This is a genomic window from Mucilaginibacter sp. P5_A4 (assembly GCF_056400605.1).
In genome coordinates this window covers 193,336-214,647 of record NZ_JBFUKX010000001.1, presented here as the reverse complement: position 1 = coordinate 214,647, position 21,312 = coordinate 193,336, and the positions used below count along the sequence as shown (strand labels likewise).

Genomic DNA, 21,312 nt, shown 5'->3' with positions numbered 1-21,312 from the left:
CTAAGCAGGTTATCCCATAAATACCAGTACCCCAAAATAAACCAGCATACAACCCGAGCTTAAAAAATTCATACGCATGGCATTTTTAAAATTGGCGTTTTCTGTTGATTTGCCCACCTTATAAAACCAGTAATTAAAAAATAAAAATATAGGCAGCGCGCACACCAGGAAAAAATAGAAGTTAAACATTTTACCTGCTGCATGCCAGTAATAAAAAGAGCAGGCAATGCCTGATGCAAATAAAGCACCCGATAAAATAAACGATCCTTTATAGCCCAGCACCAGGCTGATGGTCCTGTCCCCGCGGCGGCTATCTTCCTGATGCTGGTAAACCTGCGTTAACGGGTACGATGCCCCTATCAGGCAGGAGCAAATTGCCCCGGCTACTATAAAGCCGGTATCCCAATGCCTGAATAAACTTAAACCGCTTAATGCCGAAAAAGTAACATAATAAACAAACGCTCCCTGGAAAAAGAAAACGGTAAGAAAACTAATGACAGGGTATTTTTTTAACCGCGTTGCAGGGTGGCTATAAAGTTTCGACATGATGCCATATAACAACACAGCAAAAGCAAATTCCCAGCTAATCAAAAATCCCAATAAGAAAGCTAAAGCCTCCAGCAGTATTGAAAAATAATACAAACTGATATCTACTTCAGGCGGCTTTTCTAAAAGACCAATACTATCTTCATCCTTATCAAAATAACTGTTATAGCCATTACTCGCCGGGAATGCAAGAAGATGCCAGATTAAAAACACAAGTATAGCATTACCCGGATCAATAAAGGGCACCTGGCTAAAAGCAAACAAATATACCGGCAGCAAAAAAACCGAGAATACGAAACGCATATGCGCCCAGGCCGATGAAGTAGGTATAATTTGTTTTAAGTTCATACAGAAACAGTATTTTAACAGGTAAAGGCAACCAATACTATTTGTTGAAACGTATTAAACCTACAACGGGTTGCCTAATCTTACTAATGTAAAAATTAGTTACAGATAAATCATTATGTTTGAAATCCACGTTTGCAGTAACATGATTAAGAAAGTATTTACCATCGCGATTTTATTTTTTTTAGCAGCAACATCTTTCGCGCAAAGCAAAGTAACCCGGTCGGCAGTTACCTTTAAAATTAAAAACCTGGGCTTTAACGTAGCAGGTACTTATGGGGGCTTTAGCGCCGATATTAATTTTAAGCCCTCCAGCCTCGCCACCAGCTCAATTGAAGCTTCGGTTGCTTCAAACACTGTTAATACGGATAGCGAAAGCAGGGATAGCCACCTGAAGAGCGAGGATTACTTTGATGTAGCCAGATATCCTAAGATCACCTTAAAATCGGTTTCTTTTAAACACAAAAGCGGAAACAACTTTACAGGTAATTTTAACGTAACCATTAAAGATAAAACAAAGCTGATTGAAATACCTTTTACGTATATTGAAACGGGTAACTCCGCTGTATTTAAGGGTGATTTCCAGGTATTAAGAACAGACTTTGGTATTGGGGGCAAAAACGTCATCTTATCAAATGAAGCCAATATCTCGGTAGAAACCGAGGTAAGTAATTGAAATAAATTTGTATCGGAGATATCAAAATACTTTGCTTCGGGCTTTGGGCCTTAAGCTTTAAGGTCAGCATAAAATGGAGAGTTGCATTAGTGCCATCGGGATAGCAAATCCCCATAACCGTATTGCCCAGCAGGATATTTACCATTTTATGGTGAACGCTTTTGGGTTGGATAAAACCAATGCGGCGAGGCTCAAAAGCATCTACGATAACTCGGGGATCGATCATCGTTATTCGGTAATTCCTGATTTTGGTGAAAGCGATCCATCCAATTATACTTTTTTTGATCAATCCGGAAGTTTTGAACCTTTTCCAGACACGCAAAAACGATTGAAGTTTTATGAGCAGGAGGCTATAGATATTGCTATTAATGCGGTAAAAAATTGCCTGTCGGGCTTTGAAGACGGTATTTTACAACAAATAACCCACCTGATAACCGTTAGCTGTACCGGTATGCATGCTCCCGGTATTGATATTGAACTGGTAGAAAAGCTTAGCCTGAATCGTGATACCGAGCGCACCTGTATCAATTTTATGGGATGTTACGGCGCTATAAACGCTCTTAAGGTTTCCGACTATATTTGCCGCGCCAACCCCGAAGCTAAAGTATTGGTGGTAAGCGTTGAACTTTGCACGCTGCACTTTCAAAAAGAGAACACGCTGGATAATTGGGTGGCCAACTCCCTGTTCTCTGACGGCGCTGCGGCGGTATTGGTTGAAAATACTTTGCAGCGCCTGGGTAAGGGAACATATTTTTCTTTAAAGAATTTCTATTCGGAATTTGTAACCGAAGCCCGCGATGATATGGGCTGGTACGTTGGTAATACCGGTTTCGAAATGAAGCTTACATCGCGCGTCTCTAAGCAGATTAAAAAAAACATCAAGGCCTTAACCAGCAGATTTTTGCAAAAAGCAAAGCTTGATGCCGGGCAGATCACTGCATATGCAGTACATCCCGGAGGGCGCAAGATACTGGAGGCCGTCGAAGAAGCATTGGAGCTTCCGGAAGAAAGCAATGCATTTGCGTACCAAACATTACAGGAATATGGAAACATGTCATCTGCCACTATTCTTTTTGTATTGCAGAAAATGCTGAAGGACGGGAATCTTATTGATCAGAAGATCATGAGCTTTGCTTTTGGGCCCGGTTTAACGGTTGAAGGAATGATACTTGAAATGCATTAACCCGAAATGAGCGATGTAATAATAGTTGGCGGCGGCCTGGCAGGATTGTTTAATGCAATACTGCTTAACCGTGCCGGATTAAAGGTTACCCTGATCGAAAAAAAAACATACCCCATGCACCGGGTATGCGGCGAATACATCTCCAATGAAGTGATCCCTTTTCTCTCCAAACTGGATATCGATCTTGATCAATTAAATGTTTCCCGCATTAACCGGCTGGAAGTTACAGCAGCATCGGGCACCAGGCTTTCACAAAAGCTCGATCTGGGTGGTTTTGGGCTGAGCCGGTATACGTTTGATAACTTCCTGTACCATAAGGCAACAACAGAAGGTGTAAACTTCATAACCGGCACCAGGGTAGAGGATGTAAGGTTTAATAATAATTATTTTGAAGTTGTTACGCCGGGCGAAGTATTGGCAGCCCCGCTGGTAATAGGGTCCTTTGGCAAGCGCTCAAATCTTGATCAAAAGTTAAAACGGCCATTCTTTTATAAGCGAAGCCCATACCTGGCAGTAAAGTTTCATGTACGGATGGATTTTCCGGATGACCTTATTCAGCTTAATAATTATAAAGATGGCTACTGTGGTGTAAGCAAAACAGATGGCGACAGGTATTGCATGTGCTATATGGCGCACCGGGATGATCTTCGAAAGTACGGTACACTGCAGGCTTTGGAAGAGAACATCATCCGTAAAAACCCATACCTCGATGATATTTTTAGCCATGCCGAGTTTTTACTGGATAAGCCCGAGGTGATCAACGAGATCTCGTTCGAAAAAAAGGCGCCGGTTGATAACCATATCCTGATGAGTGGCGATACAGCCGGCATGATTGCCCCGCTTTGCGGTAATGGCATGACAATGGCTATCCACTCGGCTAAGATCCTGTCAGAAAAGATCATTTGCCACTATAAGCCTGGTGGTTTTACCGATAGTAACCGTGCCGCTCTTGAGGCCGACTATACCGAAAGCTGGAATAGGCAATTTGCTCAGCGTTTATGGGTTGGGCGCCAGTTACAGCGTTTATTTGGTAATAACAATACTACCGCCCTTACGCTTCACCTGCTAAATGGTTTGCCATCCTTATCGCGTTATTTGATCAGTAAAACCCATGGAAAACCTTTTTCATAAGGTTGATGTATTTATATTATGCCCAATTTAACCACCCGAGCTTTTGATGCCGAGATCATGGATGATCTCAATTTGCCCGACGAAGAAATTGTCCCGGTTTTGGAGGGATTGGGCAAAGTAAACTCCTGGTTTGGCGGCCATAACAGTATAATTAACACCCTCAAAAAATTCCCGGCACATAATGGTTACGCTGTTTGCGACTGGGGTTGCGGCGGCGGCGATACCCTGATTGCTATTACCAAATGGGCTAAACAACAGCAAATACACCTAAAACTTACCGGTATTGATGCGGCCCCCGCTGCAATCAATTTTGCACGCAAAGAATCAAAGGGCTTTAATAACATCAGTTATGTACAAGCCGATGTGATAAACGATATTTACTTACTGGGCAAGCATGACATCATTATCAGCAGCTTGTTTACACACCACTTTGATGATGAACATTGGATACAGATGATCAAAAACATGCATGCATCGGCCCGCAAGGGAATCATCATTACCGATTTGCACCGGCATTGGTTGTTATACTACGCCGTTATATTTATAACCAATGTTTTAACCCGCAATAAAATGGTACGGTATGATGGTCCGCTATCGGTAAAGCGGGCGTTCAAAAAACAAGAATTATTAACCCTGCTTAAAAATGCAGGAATTGATAACTTTAATTTAACATGGAAGTGGCCTTTCCGCTGGCACTTAATGATCTATAAATTGTAACTTTACGCAATGAATTTGCGCGTATTGGTTTTGGTTACAGCAACCGGTGTTGCAATAACACTGTCGGCTGTAAACTTCTATTTTCAACATAAGTGGTACGATGTTATGATTACTTTTACGGCTACCCTTGCCGTAAGCTATTTTGTATTTTACTACCTGATAGAAAAATACATCTACTCGCGTATTAAACTTATTTATAAACTTATCCATAATTTAAAGTTAGGCCGCGACCTGCGTGACGCCCTGGGCGAGCATATTACAGCAAACCCTATTGACGATGTTGAACAGGAAGTAAAGGAATGGGCAAAACAGAAAAAATCTGAAATTGATGAATTGCGTAAGCAGGAAAAATTTCGCCGCGACTTTTTATCAAATATATCCCACGAGTTTAAAACGCCGCTTTTTGCTATACAGGGATACATCGAAGCCTTGCAGGATGATGATTTTGACGACCGGGAAATGGCAAGGCAATTTTTGGAGAAAGCATCAAAAAATGTTGATCGCCTAAGTTATCTTATTAAAGATCTGGATGAGATCTCGAAGCTGGAATCAGGAGAGATTCCTATTAATTACACAAAATTTAAGATCAATGACCTTATAAAAGAGGTATTTGAATCATTAGAGATAAAGGGTAAACAGTACAAAATCAAGCTCATATTCAAACAAAAATATGATGATGGGATTGTGGTATATGCTGATCGTGAAAAAATACGGCAAGTACTTGTTAACCTGATTGATAATTCTTTTAAATATGGGAAAGAAGAAGGCAGCACTTCGCTCAGCCTTTTTGTACTTGACGACCAGGTTTTGGTTGAAGTTACCGATGATGGTATTGGCATAGAAGAAAAGTTCCTTCCACGCCTGTTTGAGCGTTTTTACCGCACAGATACCAGCCGTTCAAGGCAAATAGGCGGCTCGGGATTGGGGCTGGCCATAGTAAAACATATTATTGAAGCACACCAGCAAACCATAAATGTGCGCAGTACAGAGGGTTTGGGATCTACCTTTGGCTTTACTTTGCAAAGAGCAAAACAAACTTTACCTTTCCCAAATATACCAGTGTTAAAAAGTTAACGTTAATTTAACATTGCAACCGTACCTTTACCTCAATTTAAAGCAATATGTCACTAAACAGCATTTTCCAGTATTTTGTACCTAAGGATAAAAAAATATTTTTTCCTTTATTTGAGCAGGCGGCAAGCAACGTAGTTACCATGGGTACTATATTGGTTGAGGCTGTAAACTCGAACAACGCGGTTACCCGCGAGGAGTTGTTTAAACAGATTGACAAGCTCGAGAACAAGGGCGATGAGCTTACACACCAGATCTATCTTGAATTGGGTAAAAATTTCATTACCCCTTTTGATCGTGAGGATATTCATGCCTTAGCTACTGCTATTGACGATGTGGCCGATTATATACAAGGTGCAGCTAACCGGATGAGTCTTTACAGGATAGATGATTTTAATGAACACATCCGTAAACTATCCGACCTCATTTTACAGGCAAGCATCGACCTGGAAAAAGCTGTGCGCGAATTAAAGGATCTACGTAATGTACGCAACATTGCCGATTCATGTATCAGGATAAACAGTGTTGAAAACCAGGCTGATTATGTATTTGACCGCGCCGTGGCCGATCTGTTTCTTTATGAAAAAGACGCTATCCGCCTCATAAAATATAAAGAGATACTTGCCGCCCTCGAAACAGCAACCGATATGTGCGAGGATGCAGCAAATGTAATGGAATCAATTTTAGTTAAAAACGCTTAAGCATACCTAATCATCGCTAAATGGTTACCTCCCTACTTGTTATTATTGTTTTACTTGCGCTCGTTTTTGATTACACCAATGGTTTTCATGATGCCGCCAACTCTATTGCTACCATAGTATCAACCAAGGTTTTAACTCCCTTTCAAGCAGTTTTAATGGCTGCTGTATTCAACTTTGCAGCCTACTTTTTTATTAAGGATCACAAAGTTGCCAATACAGTTGCAAAAATTGTATTGGAGCATTATGTAACACTACACGTTATACTTGCAGGTTTAGTTGCTGCCATTTCCTGGAACTTAATTACCTGGTGGTTTGGAATTCCCTCAAGCTCGTCGCACACACTTATAGGCGGCTTTGCGGGCGCCGGCATGACTAATGCCATATATATGGGAGCAAACGCGCTGCATGCCATTCAAATGCAGTATGTACTTACTATTGTAGCGTATATTGTTTTGGCCCCTTTTATTGGGTTGCTTATGGCTTATGTTGTAACCATCCTTATATTAAATATCTGTAAAAAGGCAAAACCGGCTACTGCCGAGCGTTGGTTTAAAAGATTACAACTGGTATCTGCAGCGGCGTTGAGTTTTGCACATGGTGGTAATGATGCCCAAAAGGTAATGGGTATATTATATGTAAGTTTAATTGCGGCAAAAGTAATTCATGCAGGCGCTCCCATGCCCGATTGGATTCCGCTGGCTTGTTATACTGCTATCGCGGCCGGAACCATGTCTGGCGGATGGAAGATTGTTAAAACTATGGGATCAAAGATCACCAAGGTTACACCGCTTGAAGGTGTAAGTGCCGAAACTGCCGGTGCCATTACCCTTTTTATAACTGAAAGATTTGGTATCCCTGTTTCAACAACCCATACAATTACAGGTTCAATTATTGGTGTTGGCTTAACCAAGCGTGTTTCTGCAGTGCGCTGGGGAGTAACCATCAACCTGGTTTGGGCCTGGATAATAACTATTCCTATTTCTGCTTTAATTGCTGCAGGTGTATTTGCCTTGTTAAAGGCCATTGGATAATTTTTTAACAGTTGGCGGCATTTTTGCTATTTTTAACCACTATGAAAACAAAAATATTTTCCATAACTGTTTTATTGTTCCTTATAACACTTAGCAGTTGCGATACACTGAACCAGGTAGCCCAGGCTGCCGGAACAATTCCCCAGGGCAATCCTACTACGTTTGAAATTGGCAACGGCCTTAAACAGGCACTTGAAATAGGCACAGGTAAAAGCTCAGACAAACTTTCGGTAGTGAATGGTTTTTTGAAGAATGCCGAGGTTAAGATACTTTTTCCGCCCGAAGCTCAAAAAGCAGAAAAAACCCTAAGGAGCATTGGTTTAGGCAACCTTTGTGATAATGTGATAACTTCCCTCAACCATGCGGCAGAAGACGCCGCAGTACAGGCAAAACCTATATTTATTGGCGCTATAAAGCAAATGACCCTGCAGGACGTTACCAATATTTTATTAGGCAGCCAGGATGCAGCAACCCTTTATTTTAAACGTACCACCACAGCACAATTATCCGGCAAGTTTAAACCAGTGATCCAGGTGAGCTTAAACAAGGTTGGCGCAACAAAATATTATACCGATGCTGCACAGGCCTATAACAAAGTTCCATTTGTATCTAAGATCAATCCTGATATCAGCGATTATGTAACTCAAAAAGCTATAGATGGCTTATTTGTGGAAATAGCTAAAGAAGAACTGAACATCCGTCAGAACCTGGGTGCACGTACTACGCCATTGTTGCAAAAAGTATTCGCTTTTGCGGATAAGAAAAAGAGCGGACAATAGATAATAATAGAGCGTCATTGCGAGTAACCACCAGGATAATCCTGGAAAAAATGGGGATGACGTGATTTTTTGAATCGTCATTGCGAGGAACGAAGCAATCCCCAATAAGCAGGTGCGCTTGCAAATTCGCCCTGTATAGTTGGGGATTGCTTCGTCGTTCCTCCTCGCAATGACGATTTTTCATATTGATGGTCAGTAACTTACAAACACGTCATTATAAGGCACGAAGCAATCCCCGATAAGCAGAGTAACTATGCAGGTCGCCCCGTAAAGGTGGGGATTGCTTCGTACCTCGCAATGACGGATTTAAAATATAAAAGGCCAATCGTTTTGCGATTGGCCTTTTATATTTTAAAGTCTCCCCTTCAGGGAAGATTTAGAGGGGCTATTACTTCGGCCCGTAAGTTACTACCGGGATAATCATTTCTTCTAACGAGATGCCGCCATGCTGGAAGGTTTCGTTATAAAAATTAACAAAATGGTTGTAGTTGTTGGGGTACACAAAATAGCTGTCTTCCTTGGCAAATACAAAGCTTGAGCTTAGGTGTAGCTTTGGCAGCATAGCATCGTGTGGGTTACGAATGTGAAACACCTCCTTGGCATTATAATTAAGGTTTTTACCTTGTTTGTAACGCAGGTTGGTATTGGTATTCCTGTCACCCACAATTTTGCTTGGGTTTTTTACGCGGATGGTACCATGGTCGGTAGTAATAATTACTCTTACCTGTTTCTGCGCTAAAAATTTAAGCAGGTCAAACAACGGTGAGTGTTCAAACCACGACAGGGTTAATGACCGGTAAGCCGCATCATCACTTGCCAGTTCACGGATCATTTGCATATCTGTACGTGCATGCGACAGCATATCAACAAAGTTGTATACAACCACATTCAATTCGTTATTCATCAAATTACTTACCGATTCATTCAGCGCACGGCCTTCGTCGATGTTAAGGATCTTATGGTACGAGTACTTGCAGTCCCTTTTTAATACACGTTTTAAATGATCGGCAATAAATTCAGACTCAAAAAGGTTTTTACCGCCTTCATCCTCATCATTTTGCCACATTTGCGGATACCTTTTTTCCATATCCAAAGGCATAAGCCCGCTAAATATGGAGTTACGGGCGTATTGTGTGGCTGTAGGTAAAATACTGTAATAGGTATCCTCTTCTTCCAGCCTGAAATATTCTGATATTATGGGGTTAATGATCTTAAACTGGTCGAACCGCAGGTTATCTATCAGTATAAAAAACAATGGGCCCTTGCCATCCATCTTAGGGAACACTTTCTTTTTAAACAGCTGCGGCGAACTGGTAGGTGCCAAATCCGGGTTTTTGATCCAGTTTAAATAGTTGCGTTCAATAAACTTACAAAACTGCATATTGGCCTCGGCTTTTTGCATGGTCAATATCTCGTGCATCCCGGCATCTTCCAGTTTTTCCAGTTCCAGCTCCCAGTAAATGAGTTTTTTGTAAACATCAACCCATTCCTGGTGGCTCAGGTTATCATTAAGCGTCATACCAAGTGTGCGAAAGTCCATTTGGTAGGCCATGGTGGTTTTTTCGGTAACCAGGCGCTTGTTTTCTGTAAGCTTTTTAATGGTAAGCAGGATCTGCTTAGGGTGAACCGGTTTTATCAGGTAATCATCAATTTTTGAACCGATGGCATCCTCCATCAAATATTCTTCCTCGTTTTTGGTGATCAGCACAATAGGCACATCGTTATTAATGTTCTTTATTTGCTGCAGCGTTTCCAGGCCGGTAAGGCCGGGCATGTTCTCATCAAGGAAAACCAGGTCGAAATAGTTATTTTTAAAAGTATCAACAGCGTCGTTACCGTTGGTTACGGTTGTAACCTTGTAGCCTTTTTCGTTTAAGAAAAGTATATGTGGTCGTAACAGGTCAATTTCGTCATCAGCCCATAAAATGGTTGTATCTTGCATAGTATCTGTACTTAAATAGTCTGAATCAGAAACAATTCTGATTCAGTCAGTAAACCCCAAAGAGACGGTTTTGTTGTGATTGAGTAAAGGTATTAACAAAATTTAAMAAACATCGGGCGCTTATTTTACCTTTGTTTTACATTTTTGCACTTTATTGAGTCCATTGAATAAAAAKAAAATAATAAACGACCCGGTTTACGGCTTCATCAGTATCCCCACAGAGCTGATATTCGACCTGATTGAACACCCTTACTTTCAAAGACTAAGGTATATCAAGCAATTGGGGATGACGCACCTGGTTTACCCGGGCGCGCTCCATACCCGCTTCCATCATGCACTGGGCGCTATGTACCTCATGGATATGGCTATTGAAACCCTGCGGTACAAAGGCCACAACATAAGCAAAGAAGAAGAGGAAGCCGTTACCATTGCTATATTACTGCATGACGTTGGCCATGGCCCTTTCTCGCACGCGCTGGAGCGTACCATTATTGAAGGTATTAACCACGAGGATATATCATCTATGCTCATGAATAAGCTTAACGAGCAATTTGGCGGGCGGCTGGCCATGACTATCAGTATTTTTAACGATACCTACCCCCGCAGATTTCTTCATCAGCTGGTATCAAGTCAGTTAGATATGGACAGGCTTGATTACCTGAACCGCGATAGCTTTTTTACAGGTGTATCCGAAGGTGTGATCAGCTCTGACCGAATCATTAAAATGCTGAATGTTAAAGACGACCATATAGTGGTTGAAGCGAAAGGCATTTATTCGATAGAAAAGTTTTTGATAGCACGCCGCCTCATGTACTGGCAGGTTTACCTGCATAAAACCGTAATTGCCGGCGAGGAATTGCTGGGAAAAGTTTTTAAACGCTGCCGTGAGCTTGCTTTAAAAGGCGAAGACCTTTTTGCTACTCCCGCCCTGAAGCATTTTATTAAAAACAGCATCAGCCGGGATGCCTTCATGAATGAAGACCATCACCTTGATACTTTTGCCAGCCTGGATGATGCTGATATCATGTCGGCAGTAAAAGTTTGGGCCGGGCATCCTGATTTTGTCTTATCCAAGCTATCACAAAACCTGGTGCAGCGAAACCTTTATCATGTTGACATCAGCAATCAGCAGCCCGATAAAGCATTTGTAGACACGCTTATCAAAAAGGCCATGCAAAAATATGGTGTAAGCGAGCAGGATGCCGAATACTTTGTTTTCACCACATCCATCCGCAACAATGCCTATACCGCCGGCGATGGCAACATTGGTATATTGATGAAGGATGGCCAGGTACATGATATTACAACCGCAAGCGATAACTCAAATTTAGAGGCATTAGCTAAAACCGTAAAAAAATACATACTTTGTTATAGTAAGGAATTGATTTAGTGAGCGGTGAGTAGTGAATGGTGAGTAGTTGATGTTTTAAAATACGTCATACCGTTTATCAACAACTAAGAATAACTCACAATTAAAACCGTAAAAAAATACATACTTTGTTATAGTAAGGAATTGATTTAAGTGAGCGGTGAGTAGTGAATGGTGAGTAGTTGATGTTTTAAAATACGTCATACCGTTTATCAACAACTAAGAATAACTCACCACTCACAATTCACCACTCACTAATTAATTTGCTGCTTTAATTTTAACATTTAAATTTGTCGATGCAATTTACTGCCCAGGATATAAGTTTTCTGCTCAACGGAACTGTTGAAGGTGATCCTTCGGTAACCGTTCATCAACTGGCCAAAATAGAAGAAGGCACTCCAGGCAGCCTTTCTTTTTTGGCCAACCCAAAATATGAGCAGTATTTATATACTACAAACGCTTCGGTAGTTATTGTTAATAACGACCTGCAGCTTACCGGCCCTGTTACCGCTACCTTAATAAGGGTAGAGAATGCGTACAGTTCATTTTCGGTTCTGCTTGAAAAATATAATACCTTCAAACTCAACAAAAAAGGCATTGAACAGCCTTGCTTCATCCATCCCTCGGCACAAATAGGCGCCGAACCGTATATTGGTGCATTTGCCTACATCGGCCTTAACACAAAAATTGGCGACAATTGTAAAATTTATCCCAATGTTAATATTGCCGATAATGTGACGATAGGCAACAATGTAACCCTGTTTTCGGGCGTTACAGTTTACTTCGATTGTGTTATAGGCGATAATGTTATTGTACATTCAGGTGCTGTGATAGGCAGTGATGGTTTTGGCTTTGCACCCAATGCGGACGGAACCTATACCAAAGTAGCGCAAATAGGCAATGTGATTTTAGAGGATGACGTGGAGGTAGGCTCAAATACAACTATTGACAGGGCGACAATGGGGTCGACAATTATACGTAAAGGTGCAAAGCTGGATAACCTGGTCCAGATTGCCCATAATGTAGAGATTGGCGCTAATACAGTTATAGCGGCCCAAACAGGAATATCGGGCAGCACCAAGATTGGCGAAAATGTGATATTGGGCGGCCAGGTTGGTTTGGTAGGCCATATCACTATTGCAAACCGTACCCAGGTGCAGGCTCAATCGGGCATTGGCCGTAGCATTACCGAAGAAGGTAAAAAATGGGCGGGCAGCCCGGCCACACTTTATAGTGCCAATATGCGTTCAAACGTGGTGATAAACCGCCTGCCCGAACTGGAAAAAAGAATAAACGAATTAGAAAAAATAATTACCGAATTAAAGAGGGGCAGTCAATAGTCATTGGTCATTAGTCATTAGGTTTTCTGATGGCAATAATGAACTATTTCCCAATGACCAATGACTAATGCCCAATGACTAATAATATGAATGTAAAACAAAGAACCATTAAAACACCTGTTTCGGTTTCGGGCACCGGCTTACATACCGGCCAAAGGGTAACCATGACATTTAACCCTGCCCCCGAAAACCATGGCTACAAATTCAGGAGGGTTGATATGCCCGGTTCGCCCATAATTGATGCGGATGTTGATAACGTTACGGATACCTCACGCGGTACTACTATTTCACAAAATGGTGCAACTGTAAACACCGTGGAGCACGTACTTGCGGCATTGGTGGGTTTGGAGGTTGATAATGTACTTATTGATATGGACGGCCCCGAAACGCCCATTATGGATGGCAGTTCGATACAGTTTGTTGATGTTATCCTGGAAACGGGTTTGATTGAACAGGAAGCCGACCGCGAATATTATCACATACCCTATAACATTCATTACTCGGAGCCCGACCGCAAGGTAGAGATGGTTGCCATGCCTTTAGATGATTACCGCTTTACCTGTATGGTTGATTATAACTCGCAGGTGCTGGGCAGCCAGCATGCCAGTATATCAACCATTGGCGAGTTTAAAAAAGAAATAGCATCCTGCCGTACTTTTTGCTTTTTGCATGAACTGGAAATGCTGTTAAAGCACGACCTGATAAAAGGCGGCGACCTTAACAACGCCATTGTGGTTGTTGATAAAGAGGTTGATGATGAAGAGCTTGCCCACCTTGCCAAACTATTTAACCGCAAGGATATTAACGTAGCCCCGCAGGGGATACTTAATAACATTGAGCTGCGCCACCAGAACGAGCCTGCAAGGCATAAATTACTGGATATGATAGGCGACCTGGCCCTGGTAGGTGTACCGCTGAAAGGACACATTATGGCGGCCCGCCCCGGCCATGCTGCTAATGTGGCCTTCGCTAAAAAAATAAAAACCCTGATTAAAAAAGAAAAAAGCCGTAAGCAGGTTAAAGTTTACGACCCTAATGCGAAGCCTGTATTTGATACGGTTGAAATTATGGGCATGTTACCACACAGGCAACCTTTTTTAATGATAGATAAGATATTGGAATTGACCAAAAACCACGTTGTAGGCATGAAAAATGTAACTATTAACGAGGAGTTTTTTAAAGGACATTTCCCTGGCGCCCCCATTTTTCCGGGTGTGCTGCAGATTGAAGGTATGGTACAAACCGGCGGCATCCTGGTTTTAAATACGGTTCCCGATCCCGAAAACTATCTTACCTTGTTTTTAAAGATAGAGAATGCCCGTTTTAAAAGTAAAGTAGTACCCGGCGACACCATTATTTATATTTGCGACCTGCTGGCCCCCATAAGGCGGGGAATTGCCACAATGAAGGGAGTAGGCATGGTTGGCGAAAGGGTTGTTGTTGAAGCCGAATTAATGGCACAAATTGTAAAAGTAAAAGGAACAGAAGCATGATCCAGCCTTTAGCATATATACACCCACAGGCTAAAATAGCCGACAATGTGGTGATTGAACCTTTTGTAACCATCCACAAGGATGTTGAAATTGGCGAGGGTACCTGGATCGGTTCCAACTCCGTTATTATGGATGGTGCCCGGATTGGTAAAAATTGCCGTATTTTCCCGGGTGCAGTAATATCTGCGCCGCCACAGGATTTGAAATACAAAGGTGAACAAAGTACCGTTTCTATTGGTGATAATACAACCATCCGCGAATGCGTAACACTTAACCGCGGAACTGCTCTGGATAAAAATACCACTACTATTGGCAGCAATTGCCTGTTGATGGCCTATGTACACGTGGCACATGATTGTGTTATAGGCGATAATGTGATTATTGCCAATGCGGTACAATTAGCCGGGCACATTAATGTTTATGACTACGCCTTTATCGGCGGATCATCTGCCGTTCATCAGTTTGTTGAAATTGGCGCACATAGCATGATCTCTGGCGGTTCATTGGTACGTAAGGATGTGCCACCGTTCACCAAAGCTGGTCGCGAGCCGTTATCATATGTGGGGATCAACTCGGTTGGTTTGCGTCGCAGGGGATTTTCTGCAGCTACTATCAACGAGATCCAGGAGATCTACCGCATCCTGTTCCTCAAAAAATATAATGTAAGTAAGGCTCTTGATATCATCGAAGCCGAATTTACCCCAAGCGTTGAACGCGATGAGATCATCAACTTCCTGCAAAATTCGCAAAGGGGCATCATGAAGGGGTTTGGAAATTCTTAATTGGTTCTGGTTTTGTGGTTCGTGGTTCGAGTTGTGAGGCTCGGGTTACAGGGTTAACAATGTAAGCTGCCTTTTACTAAATATTCGATATAGGGGAACCATAAATCTGGCAACACGAACCACGAACCCATCAACACGAACCACGCAACAGGAACCACGAAACACGAACCACGAAACACAAGTCATGACCATCACCCTAAATAACATTGGCCGCCGCTTTAACCGCGACTGGATCTTCAGGGGGATAAGCCATACTTTTACCAGTGGCGAATCATACGCCATACTTGGGCCAAATGGATCGGGAAAATCTACCTTGCTGCAGATTTTAAATGGCAGCCTTTCGCCATCTGCGGGTACTATAGATTTTGTTTTCAAGGAGAAACAGGTCGAGATTGATAAAGTATTCCATCACTTAAGCCTTGCTGCACCATACCTTGAACTGATTGAGGAGTTTACACTGAGTGAAATGGTTGATTTCCATTTTAAGTTTAAAAACTATAAAAATGGTGTTGATAAAAAACAACTCATCGGATTGCTGAACCTGCCCAAAAGCGAAAACAAGCTTATTAAATACTTTTCATCTGGCATGAAACAGCGCCTTAAACTGATTCTGGCTTTTTGTGCCGATACCCCCATGCTGATGCTTGATGAGCCCACCTCAAACCTGGATAGCCAGGGTGTGGATTGGTATTTAAGCCTGGTAGAGCAATTTGCAACAGGTCGCCTTACCATCATTTGCTCAAACCAGGAACACGAATATGGTTTTTGTAAACATCGGTTGAGTATATCGGATTACAAAAGTTAAATGTGAGAGGCTGTTTAAAAATGATTTATTAAATGTTTTTAGACTTCTAATGAAGCATATATCCATGCGTCATTGCGAGGTACGAAGCAATCCCCACCTTACAGAGTAGCTTTGCAAATCCGATCTGCATAGTAGGGGATTGCTTCGTACCTCGCAATGACGGTCTGTTTTTTTATTTTTAGATAGCCTCTTAAATTGAGGCTAAAATTTGCCGGATTTGTGAGATCGGCGGATGATAAGTTTCCAATTAATCTGGCTCTATATATCACGATATAAATTGATTTTTCTTCAAAAAAGTGTATTTATAGTGAAGACAGGAACACTATATAGAAATTAACCAACAAAGAAAAAAGAAGTAAATCACTTTGCGTTTTAGCACCTTTGCGCGAGATAAATTCAGATATTGAATTACAGTCCGCCAGCTTGATTTTAACCAAAAGTTAATATTTGGGTTTATAATGTTGATTATCAGTTGCATAAGTGTTCCGGTCTTTGTTGATTTTTAAAAAGCTTAAGTTGTTGATAATCAGCCATAATGCGTTCCAGAGCGTTCGGGGTGTTCCACTGCACTCAAATGGAACACTTAATAAATCAAATTTAAACAGCTTCTGAGATATTAGATGTGAGACAGAAGTTTAAATGGTTCTTGTCGAAGATTTTGATCTTATTCCCCGCATGCTATTGTCATAATTCAGCAACTTCCGGGCAAAATCTCAAATCTCATACCTCGCATCTCAAATCTATTCACGTACCTTTAGGTAATCAAAAATTAAAACTACTTATGATACCAGTTAAAGGATACGCGGCACAGTCGCCTACCACTAACCTTGCGCCATGGGACTTTGAACGTCGCGACGTGGGTCCGCATGATGTGCAATTTGATATTTTATTTTGTGGTGTTTGCCACAGCGATCTGCACCAGATTAAAAACGATTGGTTCCCGGGAATTTTCCCAATGGTACCTGGCCATGAAATTGTTGGCCGCGTGGTTAAAGTTGGCGACCATGTGAAAAAGTTTAAGGTTGGCGACCTGGCCGGTACTGGCTGCCTGGTTGACTCATGCAGGGTATGTGAAAACTGCAAGGAGGACCTGGAGCAATACTGCTTAAACGGCAACTCGCAAACCTACAACGGTTTAGAGCAGGACCATAAAACACCAACCTATGGCGGCTACTCAAACAGTATTGTTGTGCATGAGGATTTTGTGCTTCATATTTCAGATAAGCTTGATCTTGCCGCCACTGCGCCATTGTTGTGCGCCGGCATTACCACCTATTCGCCGCTTAGACACTGGAAAGTTGGCAAAGGCCATAAGCTGGCAGTTTTAGGATTAGGCGGATTGGGCCACATGGGCGTTAAATTTGGCGTAGCCTTTGGTGCCGAAGTTACTGTGTTGAGTACTTCGCCAGGCAAAGAAGCCGATGCCAAAGCATTGGGCGCGCATCATTTTGTAGTTACCAGCGATCCGCAACAGATAGAAGCAGCTAAAAATTCCTTCGATTTTATACTGGATACGGTATCTGCGCCGCATGATTTTAACATGTACCTGTCGCTGTTAAGAACCAATGGTGTACAGATTTGTGTGGGTGTGCCGCCAGAACCAGCCAGCATTCAGGCTTTTAGCTTATTAGGCGGCCGTAAAAGCCTTGCCGGATCGGGCATTGGTGGTTTGGCCGAAACCCAGGAAATGCTTGATTTTTGTGCCGAACATAACATAGTGTCAGACATTGAAATGATTGACATAAAAGATATCGATACCGCTTATGCCCGCATGGTAAAAGGTGATGTACGGTACCGTTTTGTAATCGATATAGCTACTTTGTAGATTTGAGATATTAGATGTGAGATTTGAGATAGCTGCATTTGCCGCTTTTTTGATCTCACATCTAATTTTATAAACGTTAGCAACGACGAAAAACTAAGTGATTTCGGTTTTTATATTGACCCATAAGTGTCTCATATCTAAAATCTCACATCTCATATCTGCCCACAAAAATCTCAAATCTAACTTCTCACATTTCAAATCTAATCCCTAATTTTGCGCCTCAATATTATTTTATGGCCAAAGCATCAGATGTTAAAAATGGAAATGTGCTTCGCTTTAACGGCGAGTTAGTACAGGTAGAAGAATTTTTACACCGCACGCCAGGTAACTTGCGTGCATTTTACCAGGCGCGTATGCGTAACGTAAAATCGGGAAAGCTGGTTGAGTACCGTTTCCGTACCGACGAAGAGGTTGATATAGCCCGTGTTGAAACCAACGATTATCAGTATTTATATGAGGATGGCGATGCGCTTGTAGTGATGGATAACACCACTTACGATCAGCATAACATACCCAAAACCCTTTTTGGTCCAGCCGTTAAATTCCTGAAAGAGGGGATGAACGTAATAGTAGCTTTTGAAAGCGACGAGCCTATTATGGGTTCTATCCCAGGCTCTGCCGAGCTTGAAATTACCTATACCGAGCCGGCTGTTAAAGGTGATACCTCAAGCGGAGCCCTAAAAAATGCAACCGTTGAAACCGGCGCTGAAATCCGCGTACCGCTATTCATTAACATTGGTGATAAGGTAAAGGTTGATACCACTACCGGATCATATGTTGAAAGAGTAAAAGGGTAGCCCCCCGGCCCCCTGAAGGGGGGCTAAAACTCCAGCTCCAGCAGCACCGGGCAATGATCGGAATGCCTTGCTTCCGGTAATATCGACGCTCTTTTGATGTTGTTTTCCAGTTCGGTACTAACCATGGTATAATCAATACGCCAGCCTAAGTTTTTGGCCCTTGAATTGGCCCTGAAACTCCACCAGGTATAATTATGCGGCTCTTTATTCAGGTGGCGGAAGGTATCAATAAACCCTCCTTCAATGAATTTCTCCATCCACTCGCGCTCTTCGGGTAAAAACCCGGATGAATTGGCATTTGATTTTGGATTATGGATATCAATAGGGCGATGGCAAATGTTATAATCGCCGCATACTACCAATTTAGGATGTTCTGTTTTTAGCAGGGTAAGGTATTTGCCAAACTCATCTAAAAAACGATATTTAAATATCTGCCGCTCATCGCCGCTTGAGCCGGATGGAAAATATACGCTCATAATAGATACCTCCTCAAAATCAACCCGGATGCAACGGCCCTCGCGGTCAAAATCGGGAATACCACAACCGTATTCAATATGTTTTGGTGCTTGTTTACAGAAGATAGCTGTGCCGCTATATCCCTTCTTCTCGGCCGGGAACCAATAGTGTTTGTACCCCAGCTGATCTACCAATCCCAGGTCGGTAAGTACATCGGGGGTAGCTTTAATTTCCTGCAGGCAAACTACATCGGCATCGGTAGCCTGCAGCCAGGCCAGCCAGTTTTTGTTGATTGCCGACCGGATACCATTAACGTTATAAGTGATTATTTTCATGCCCCCTAACCCCCTAAAGGAGGAATTTTTGATTTAAATTATTAAAATATTTTATGCGCAATATTAATTATATCTGTAATAATTGAAGAGTTATATCTCAAACATATCGCTCCCCCTTTAGGGGGCTGGGGGGCTTAGTTTCAAAAGCTTATCCAGCTGCTTGCATTCCCTTTTGCTCAGTACATCAACGGTCATTGGTACATCCTGCAACGGGCGATCATTTTTATCTGTTTTAACGGCTGCAATATGATCAACCATGTCTATGCCTGATACTACTTCGCCGTACACGGTATAGCCATGATCTAATTGAGCCGTGCCGCCAACGGTTTTATAATATTCGCGCTGCCAGGCAGGTATTTTAAACCCCTTTAAACGGCCCTTTTCCAACGAATCCATTTTAGCATCGGTAAGGCGTTTGCCTTCCACAATATAAAACTGGCACCCGCTTGATGCTTTTTTAGGATTATCATCACGGGCCGCTGCAAGCACGCCGCGTTTATGGAATAAACTATCCTTGAACTCGGCTGGGATGGTATAGCCAACTTCTCCGTTGCCCAGTTCGACACCAGGTTTGGCTTTAACAGGATCTTTAGAATCCGGATCGCCTCCCTGGATCATAAAGTTTTGGATCACCCGGTGAAACAGCACGCCATTATAAAATCCTTTTTTGGCCAGCTTAATAAAATTATCGCGGTGCAAAGGAGTTTCATTGTACAGGCGTATGATGACACTGCCGTAGCTGGTACTAACGCGTACGTACTGGTTTTTAGGCGGTTTGGCAAAGGCAATTGCAAAGGTTAGCAGCAGTAAACTCAGCGTAAAGATTTTTTTCATATGTAGTCAGAATCAGAATAGTCCGAATTATAAAATTAGCAGAATTATTTAAAAAATAGTTACACCCTGTTTCTGCATTTTCCCCTGACTGGCTAACGAATTTTAATGGGATATTTTTTACATTTTTTTCCAATGAGTTAATCTAAAATCAACGGATGCGAAAAGGCATCCAAAGGAGTACGGCTGGTGTATGTAAAACAACCCAAAGGTGCATGAACGGTGATTGAACGGTGTGTTGCAGGTACTAAATCACATCCATCTCCTCAAAGTAACTAATGATCAATGATTTCATGAGCATTTCCTGCTCAAGCAGGGTATAGTTGGGTATAACTTTTATGCGTTTCCAGTGTGGCCAGCCGTCCTGGTCAAGCCCTTCCAATTCATAAAACCCCATCATGCTCATCAGCTTGCAATTAGCTATGTGCATCAGCTCCTCCTTTTGGCGTTTACTGAACTTACGCGGCCCCTGGCCAAGTTCCTGCACGCCAATTAAAAACAGCATTACTTTTATATCGGGTTTCTCGTTATCAAAATCCTCGGCAATGCGGTCCTGCAATGCACTCCACTTTAAATTAATTTCCGCAGGTTTCATATTGGCAAATATAAGGTTAGTTCATGGTTGATGGTTCACAGATCAAGCCAAAATGTTCCTGATATGACCTGATTGCATGAAGCTACTATGAAGCCTTACCGATATTGTTACAATGTTGCATTAATTATCCCGTTTTATTGCTTATTTTTGCGGCGCCCCTTATAAGAGGCTGTAGGCGTGAAGAAAAATAAATTAAATATTATTTATTCGTGGCTGTTGCTCATCTGCTTTATTGCAGGTCAGTATATGGTTTATACGCACCAGCACCAGCTTATAAAAGGCATCTCAAAAACGGCATCATTAACAAACAATCATCCGCAGCAAACCGTTAAGGAAAAATGCGATATGTGCGATGCCATGCACCACAATTTCGCGGTAATTGACAACCCTTTATATGCAATTCCGCAACAGGCAGTAATGCGTATTTTTAAGCCTTGTGATTATAATTTTGTAAGCATGTCGCTTGTGCTTGCCTCCGGTAGGGCCCCTCCTGTAATTTCGTAACAAACTTATTCTGTTATCATTTTTTACAAACAAAGCCGTTTTATAAGCGGTATTTATT

21 protein-coding genes are annotated in these 21,312 nt (G+C 42.1%); 16 read left to right on the top strand and 5 right to left on the bottom strand.

The genetic code is table 11. The features are described from left to right. Nucleotides 1–9: 9 nt before the first annotated feature. Nucleotides 10–894 (bottom strand): UbiA family prenyltransferase, encoded by an 885-nt coding sequence (locus AC1DQW_RS00910; protein WP_477452410.1) that lies wholly within the window; start codon nucleotides 892–894, stop codon nucleotides 10–12. 142 nt (nucleotides 895–1,036) lie between these two features. Here AC1DQW_RS00910 and AC1DQW_RS00905 point away from each other — a divergent pair, with 142 nt between their 5' ends. The 8 genes from AC1DQW_RS00905 (at nucleotide 1,037) to AC1DQW_RS00870 (ending at nucleotide 8,180) form a co-directional block, all read left to right on the top strand. Next, nucleotides 1,037–1,567: a YceI family protein gene (locus AC1DQW_RS00905; RefSeq protein WP_477452409.1), complete on the top strand. Its 531-nt coding sequence runs from the start codon at nucleotides 1,037–1,039 to the stop codon at nucleotides 1,565–1,567. A 73-nt stretch (nucleotides 1,568–1,640) separates the two neighbouring features. After that, on the top strand, nucleotides 1,641–2,750 hold the full coding sequence (locus AC1DQW_RS00900; protein ID WP_477452408.1) for a type III polyketide synthase: 1,110 nt from the start codon (nucleotides 1,641–1,643) through the stop codon (nucleotides 2,748–2,750). A gap of 6 nt (nucleotides 2,751–2,756) precedes the next feature. Next, on the top strand, nucleotides 2,757–3,881 hold the full coding sequence (locus tag AC1DQW_RS00895) for an NAD(P)/FAD-dependent oxidoreductase (RefSeq protein WP_477452407.1): 1,125 nt from the start codon (nucleotides 2,757–2,759) through the stop codon (nucleotides 3,879–3,881). 18 nt (nucleotides 3,882–3,899) lie between these two features. Further along, nucleotides 3,900–4,598, top strand: a complete 699-nt coding sequence (locus AC1DQW_RS00890; RefSeq protein WP_477452406.1) for a methyltransferase domain-containing protein — start codon at nucleotides 3,900–3,902, stop codon at nucleotides 4,596–4,598. 9 nt (nucleotides 4,599–4,607) lie between these two features. Beyond that, nucleotides 4,608–5,672, top strand: a complete 1,065-nt coding sequence (locus AC1DQW_RS00885) for a sensor histidine kinase (RefSeq protein ID WP_477452405.1) — start codon at nucleotides 4,608–4,610, stop codon at nucleotides 5,670–5,672. A gap of 47 nt (nucleotides 5,673–5,719) precedes the next feature. Beyond that, the gene (locus tag AC1DQW_RS00880) at nucleotides 5,720–6,370 is read left to right on the top strand and encodes a DUF47 domain-containing protein (RefSeq protein ID WP_477400951.1); all 651 of its coding nucleotides are present in this window, start codon (nucleotides 5,720–5,722) and stop codon (nucleotides 6,368–6,370) included. A 20-nt stretch (nucleotides 6,371–6,390) separates the two neighbouring features. Continuing rightward, nucleotides 6,391–7,401: an inorganic phosphate transporter gene (locus tag AC1DQW_RS00875; RefSeq protein WP_477452404.1), complete on the top strand. Its 1,011-nt coding sequence runs from the start codon at nucleotides 6,391–6,393 to the stop codon at nucleotides 7,399–7,401. Between the two features lie 41 nt (nucleotides 7,402–7,442). Beyond that, nucleotides 7,443–8,180: a DUF4197 domain-containing protein gene (locus AC1DQW_RS00870; protein ID WP_477452403.1), complete on the top strand. Its 738-nt coding sequence runs from the start codon at nucleotides 7,443–7,445 to the stop codon at nucleotides 8,178–8,180. Nucleotides 8,181–8,568: 388 nt separating this feature from the next. Here the strand turns inward: AC1DQW_RS00870 and porX are convergent, their stop codons facing one another. Beyond that, entirely contained in the window at nucleotides 8,569–10,122 is a 1,554-nt protein-coding gene (porX, locus tag AC1DQW_RS00865; RefSeq protein WP_477413100.1) for a T9SS response regulator signal transducer PorX, read from the bottom strand. Nucleotides 10,123–10,285: 163 nt separating this feature from the next. Between porX and AC1DQW_RS00860 the strand changes: the two genes are divergently transcribed. From AC1DQW_RS00860 to efp, 7 genes are all read left to right on the top strand, one after another. After that, nucleotides 10,286–11,512 (top strand): HD domain-containing protein, encoded by a 1,227-nt coding sequence (locus AC1DQW_RS00860; RefSeq protein WP_477452402.1) that lies wholly within the window; start codon nucleotides 10,286–10,288, stop codon nucleotides 11,510–11,512. A gap of 275 nt (nucleotides 11,513–11,787) precedes the next feature. Further along, a complete protein-coding gene (gene lpxD, locus AC1DQW_RS00855) occupies nucleotides 11,788–12,831 on the top strand; it encodes a UDP-3-O-(3-hydroxymyristoyl)glucosamine N-acyltransferase (RefSeq protein WP_477452401.1) in 1,044 nt (347 codons plus the stop codon). Nucleotides 12,832–12,917: 86 nt separating this feature from the next. Next, complete coding sequence (locus tag AC1DQW_RS00850; RefSeq protein ID WP_477402184.1) at nucleotides 12,918–14,324, top strand: bifunctional UDP-3-O-[3-hydroxymyristoyl] N-acetylglucosamine deacetylase/3-hydroxyacyl-ACP dehydratase; 1,407 nt, start codon at nucleotides 12,918–12,920, stop codon at nucleotides 14,322–14,324. Further along, nucleotides 14,321–15,106 (top strand): acyl-ACP--UDP-N-acetylglucosamine O-acyltransferase, encoded by a 786-nt coding sequence (gene lpxA, locus AC1DQW_RS00845; RefSeq protein ID WP_477402182.1) that lies wholly within the window; start codon nucleotides 14,321–14,323, stop codon nucleotides 15,104–15,106. The genes AC1DQW_RS00850 and lpxA overlap by 4 nt, the downstream gene beginning before the upstream one ends. A 184-nt stretch (nucleotides 15,107–15,290) precedes the next feature. Continuing rightward, nucleotides 15,291–15,911, top strand: a complete 621-nt coding sequence (locus tag AC1DQW_RS00840; protein ID WP_477452400.1) for an ABC transporter ATP-binding protein — start codon at nucleotides 15,291–15,293, stop codon at nucleotides 15,909–15,911. 781 nt (nucleotides 15,912–16,692) lie between these two features. Beyond that, complete coding sequence (locus AC1DQW_RS00835; protein WP_477452399.1) at nucleotides 16,693–17,736, top strand: NAD(P)-dependent alcohol dehydrogenase; 1,044 nt, start codon at nucleotides 16,693–16,695, stop codon at nucleotides 17,734–17,736. Nucleotides 17,737–17,969: 233 nt separating this feature from the next. Beyond that, complete coding sequence (gene efp / locus AC1DQW_RS00830) at nucleotides 17,970–18,533, top strand: elongation factor P (protein ID WP_477400347.1); 564 nt, start codon at nucleotides 17,970–17,972, stop codon at nucleotides 18,531–18,533. Between the two features lie 23 nt (nucleotides 18,534–18,556). Here the strand turns inward: efp and AC1DQW_RS00825 are convergent, their stop codons facing one another. From AC1DQW_RS00825 to AC1DQW_RS00815, 3 genes are all read right to left on the bottom strand, one after another. Next, the gene (locus AC1DQW_RS00825; protein ID WP_477452398.1) at nucleotides 18,557–19,324 is read right to left on the bottom strand and encodes an exodeoxyribonuclease III; all 768 of its coding nucleotides are present in this window, start codon (nucleotides 19,322–19,324) and stop codon (nucleotides 18,557–18,559) included. A gap of 117 nt (nucleotides 19,325–19,441) precedes the next feature. Beyond that, the gene (locus AC1DQW_RS00820) at nucleotides 19,442–20,158 is read right to left on the bottom strand and encodes a peptidylprolyl isomerase (RefSeq protein WP_477452397.1); all 717 of its coding nucleotides are present in this window, start codon (nucleotides 20,156–20,158) and stop codon (nucleotides 19,442–19,444) included. A 244-nt stretch (nucleotides 20,159–20,402) separates the two neighbouring features. Beyond that, complete coding sequence (locus tag AC1DQW_RS00815) at nucleotides 20,403–20,750, bottom strand: hypothetical protein (RefSeq protein ID WP_477413085.1); 348 nt, start codon at nucleotides 20,748–20,750, stop codon at nucleotides 20,403–20,405. 177 nt (nucleotides 20,751–20,927) lie between these two features. On the opposite strand from AC1DQW_RS00815, the gene AC1DQW_RS00810 reads away from it, so the two are divergent. Then, on the top strand, nucleotides 20,928–21,254 hold the full coding sequence (locus AC1DQW_RS00810; RefSeq protein ID WP_477452396.1) for a hypothetical protein: 327 nt from the start codon (nucleotides 20,928–20,930) through the stop codon (nucleotides 21,252–21,254). The last annotated feature ends 58 nt before the right edge of the window (nucleotides 21,255–21,312 follow it).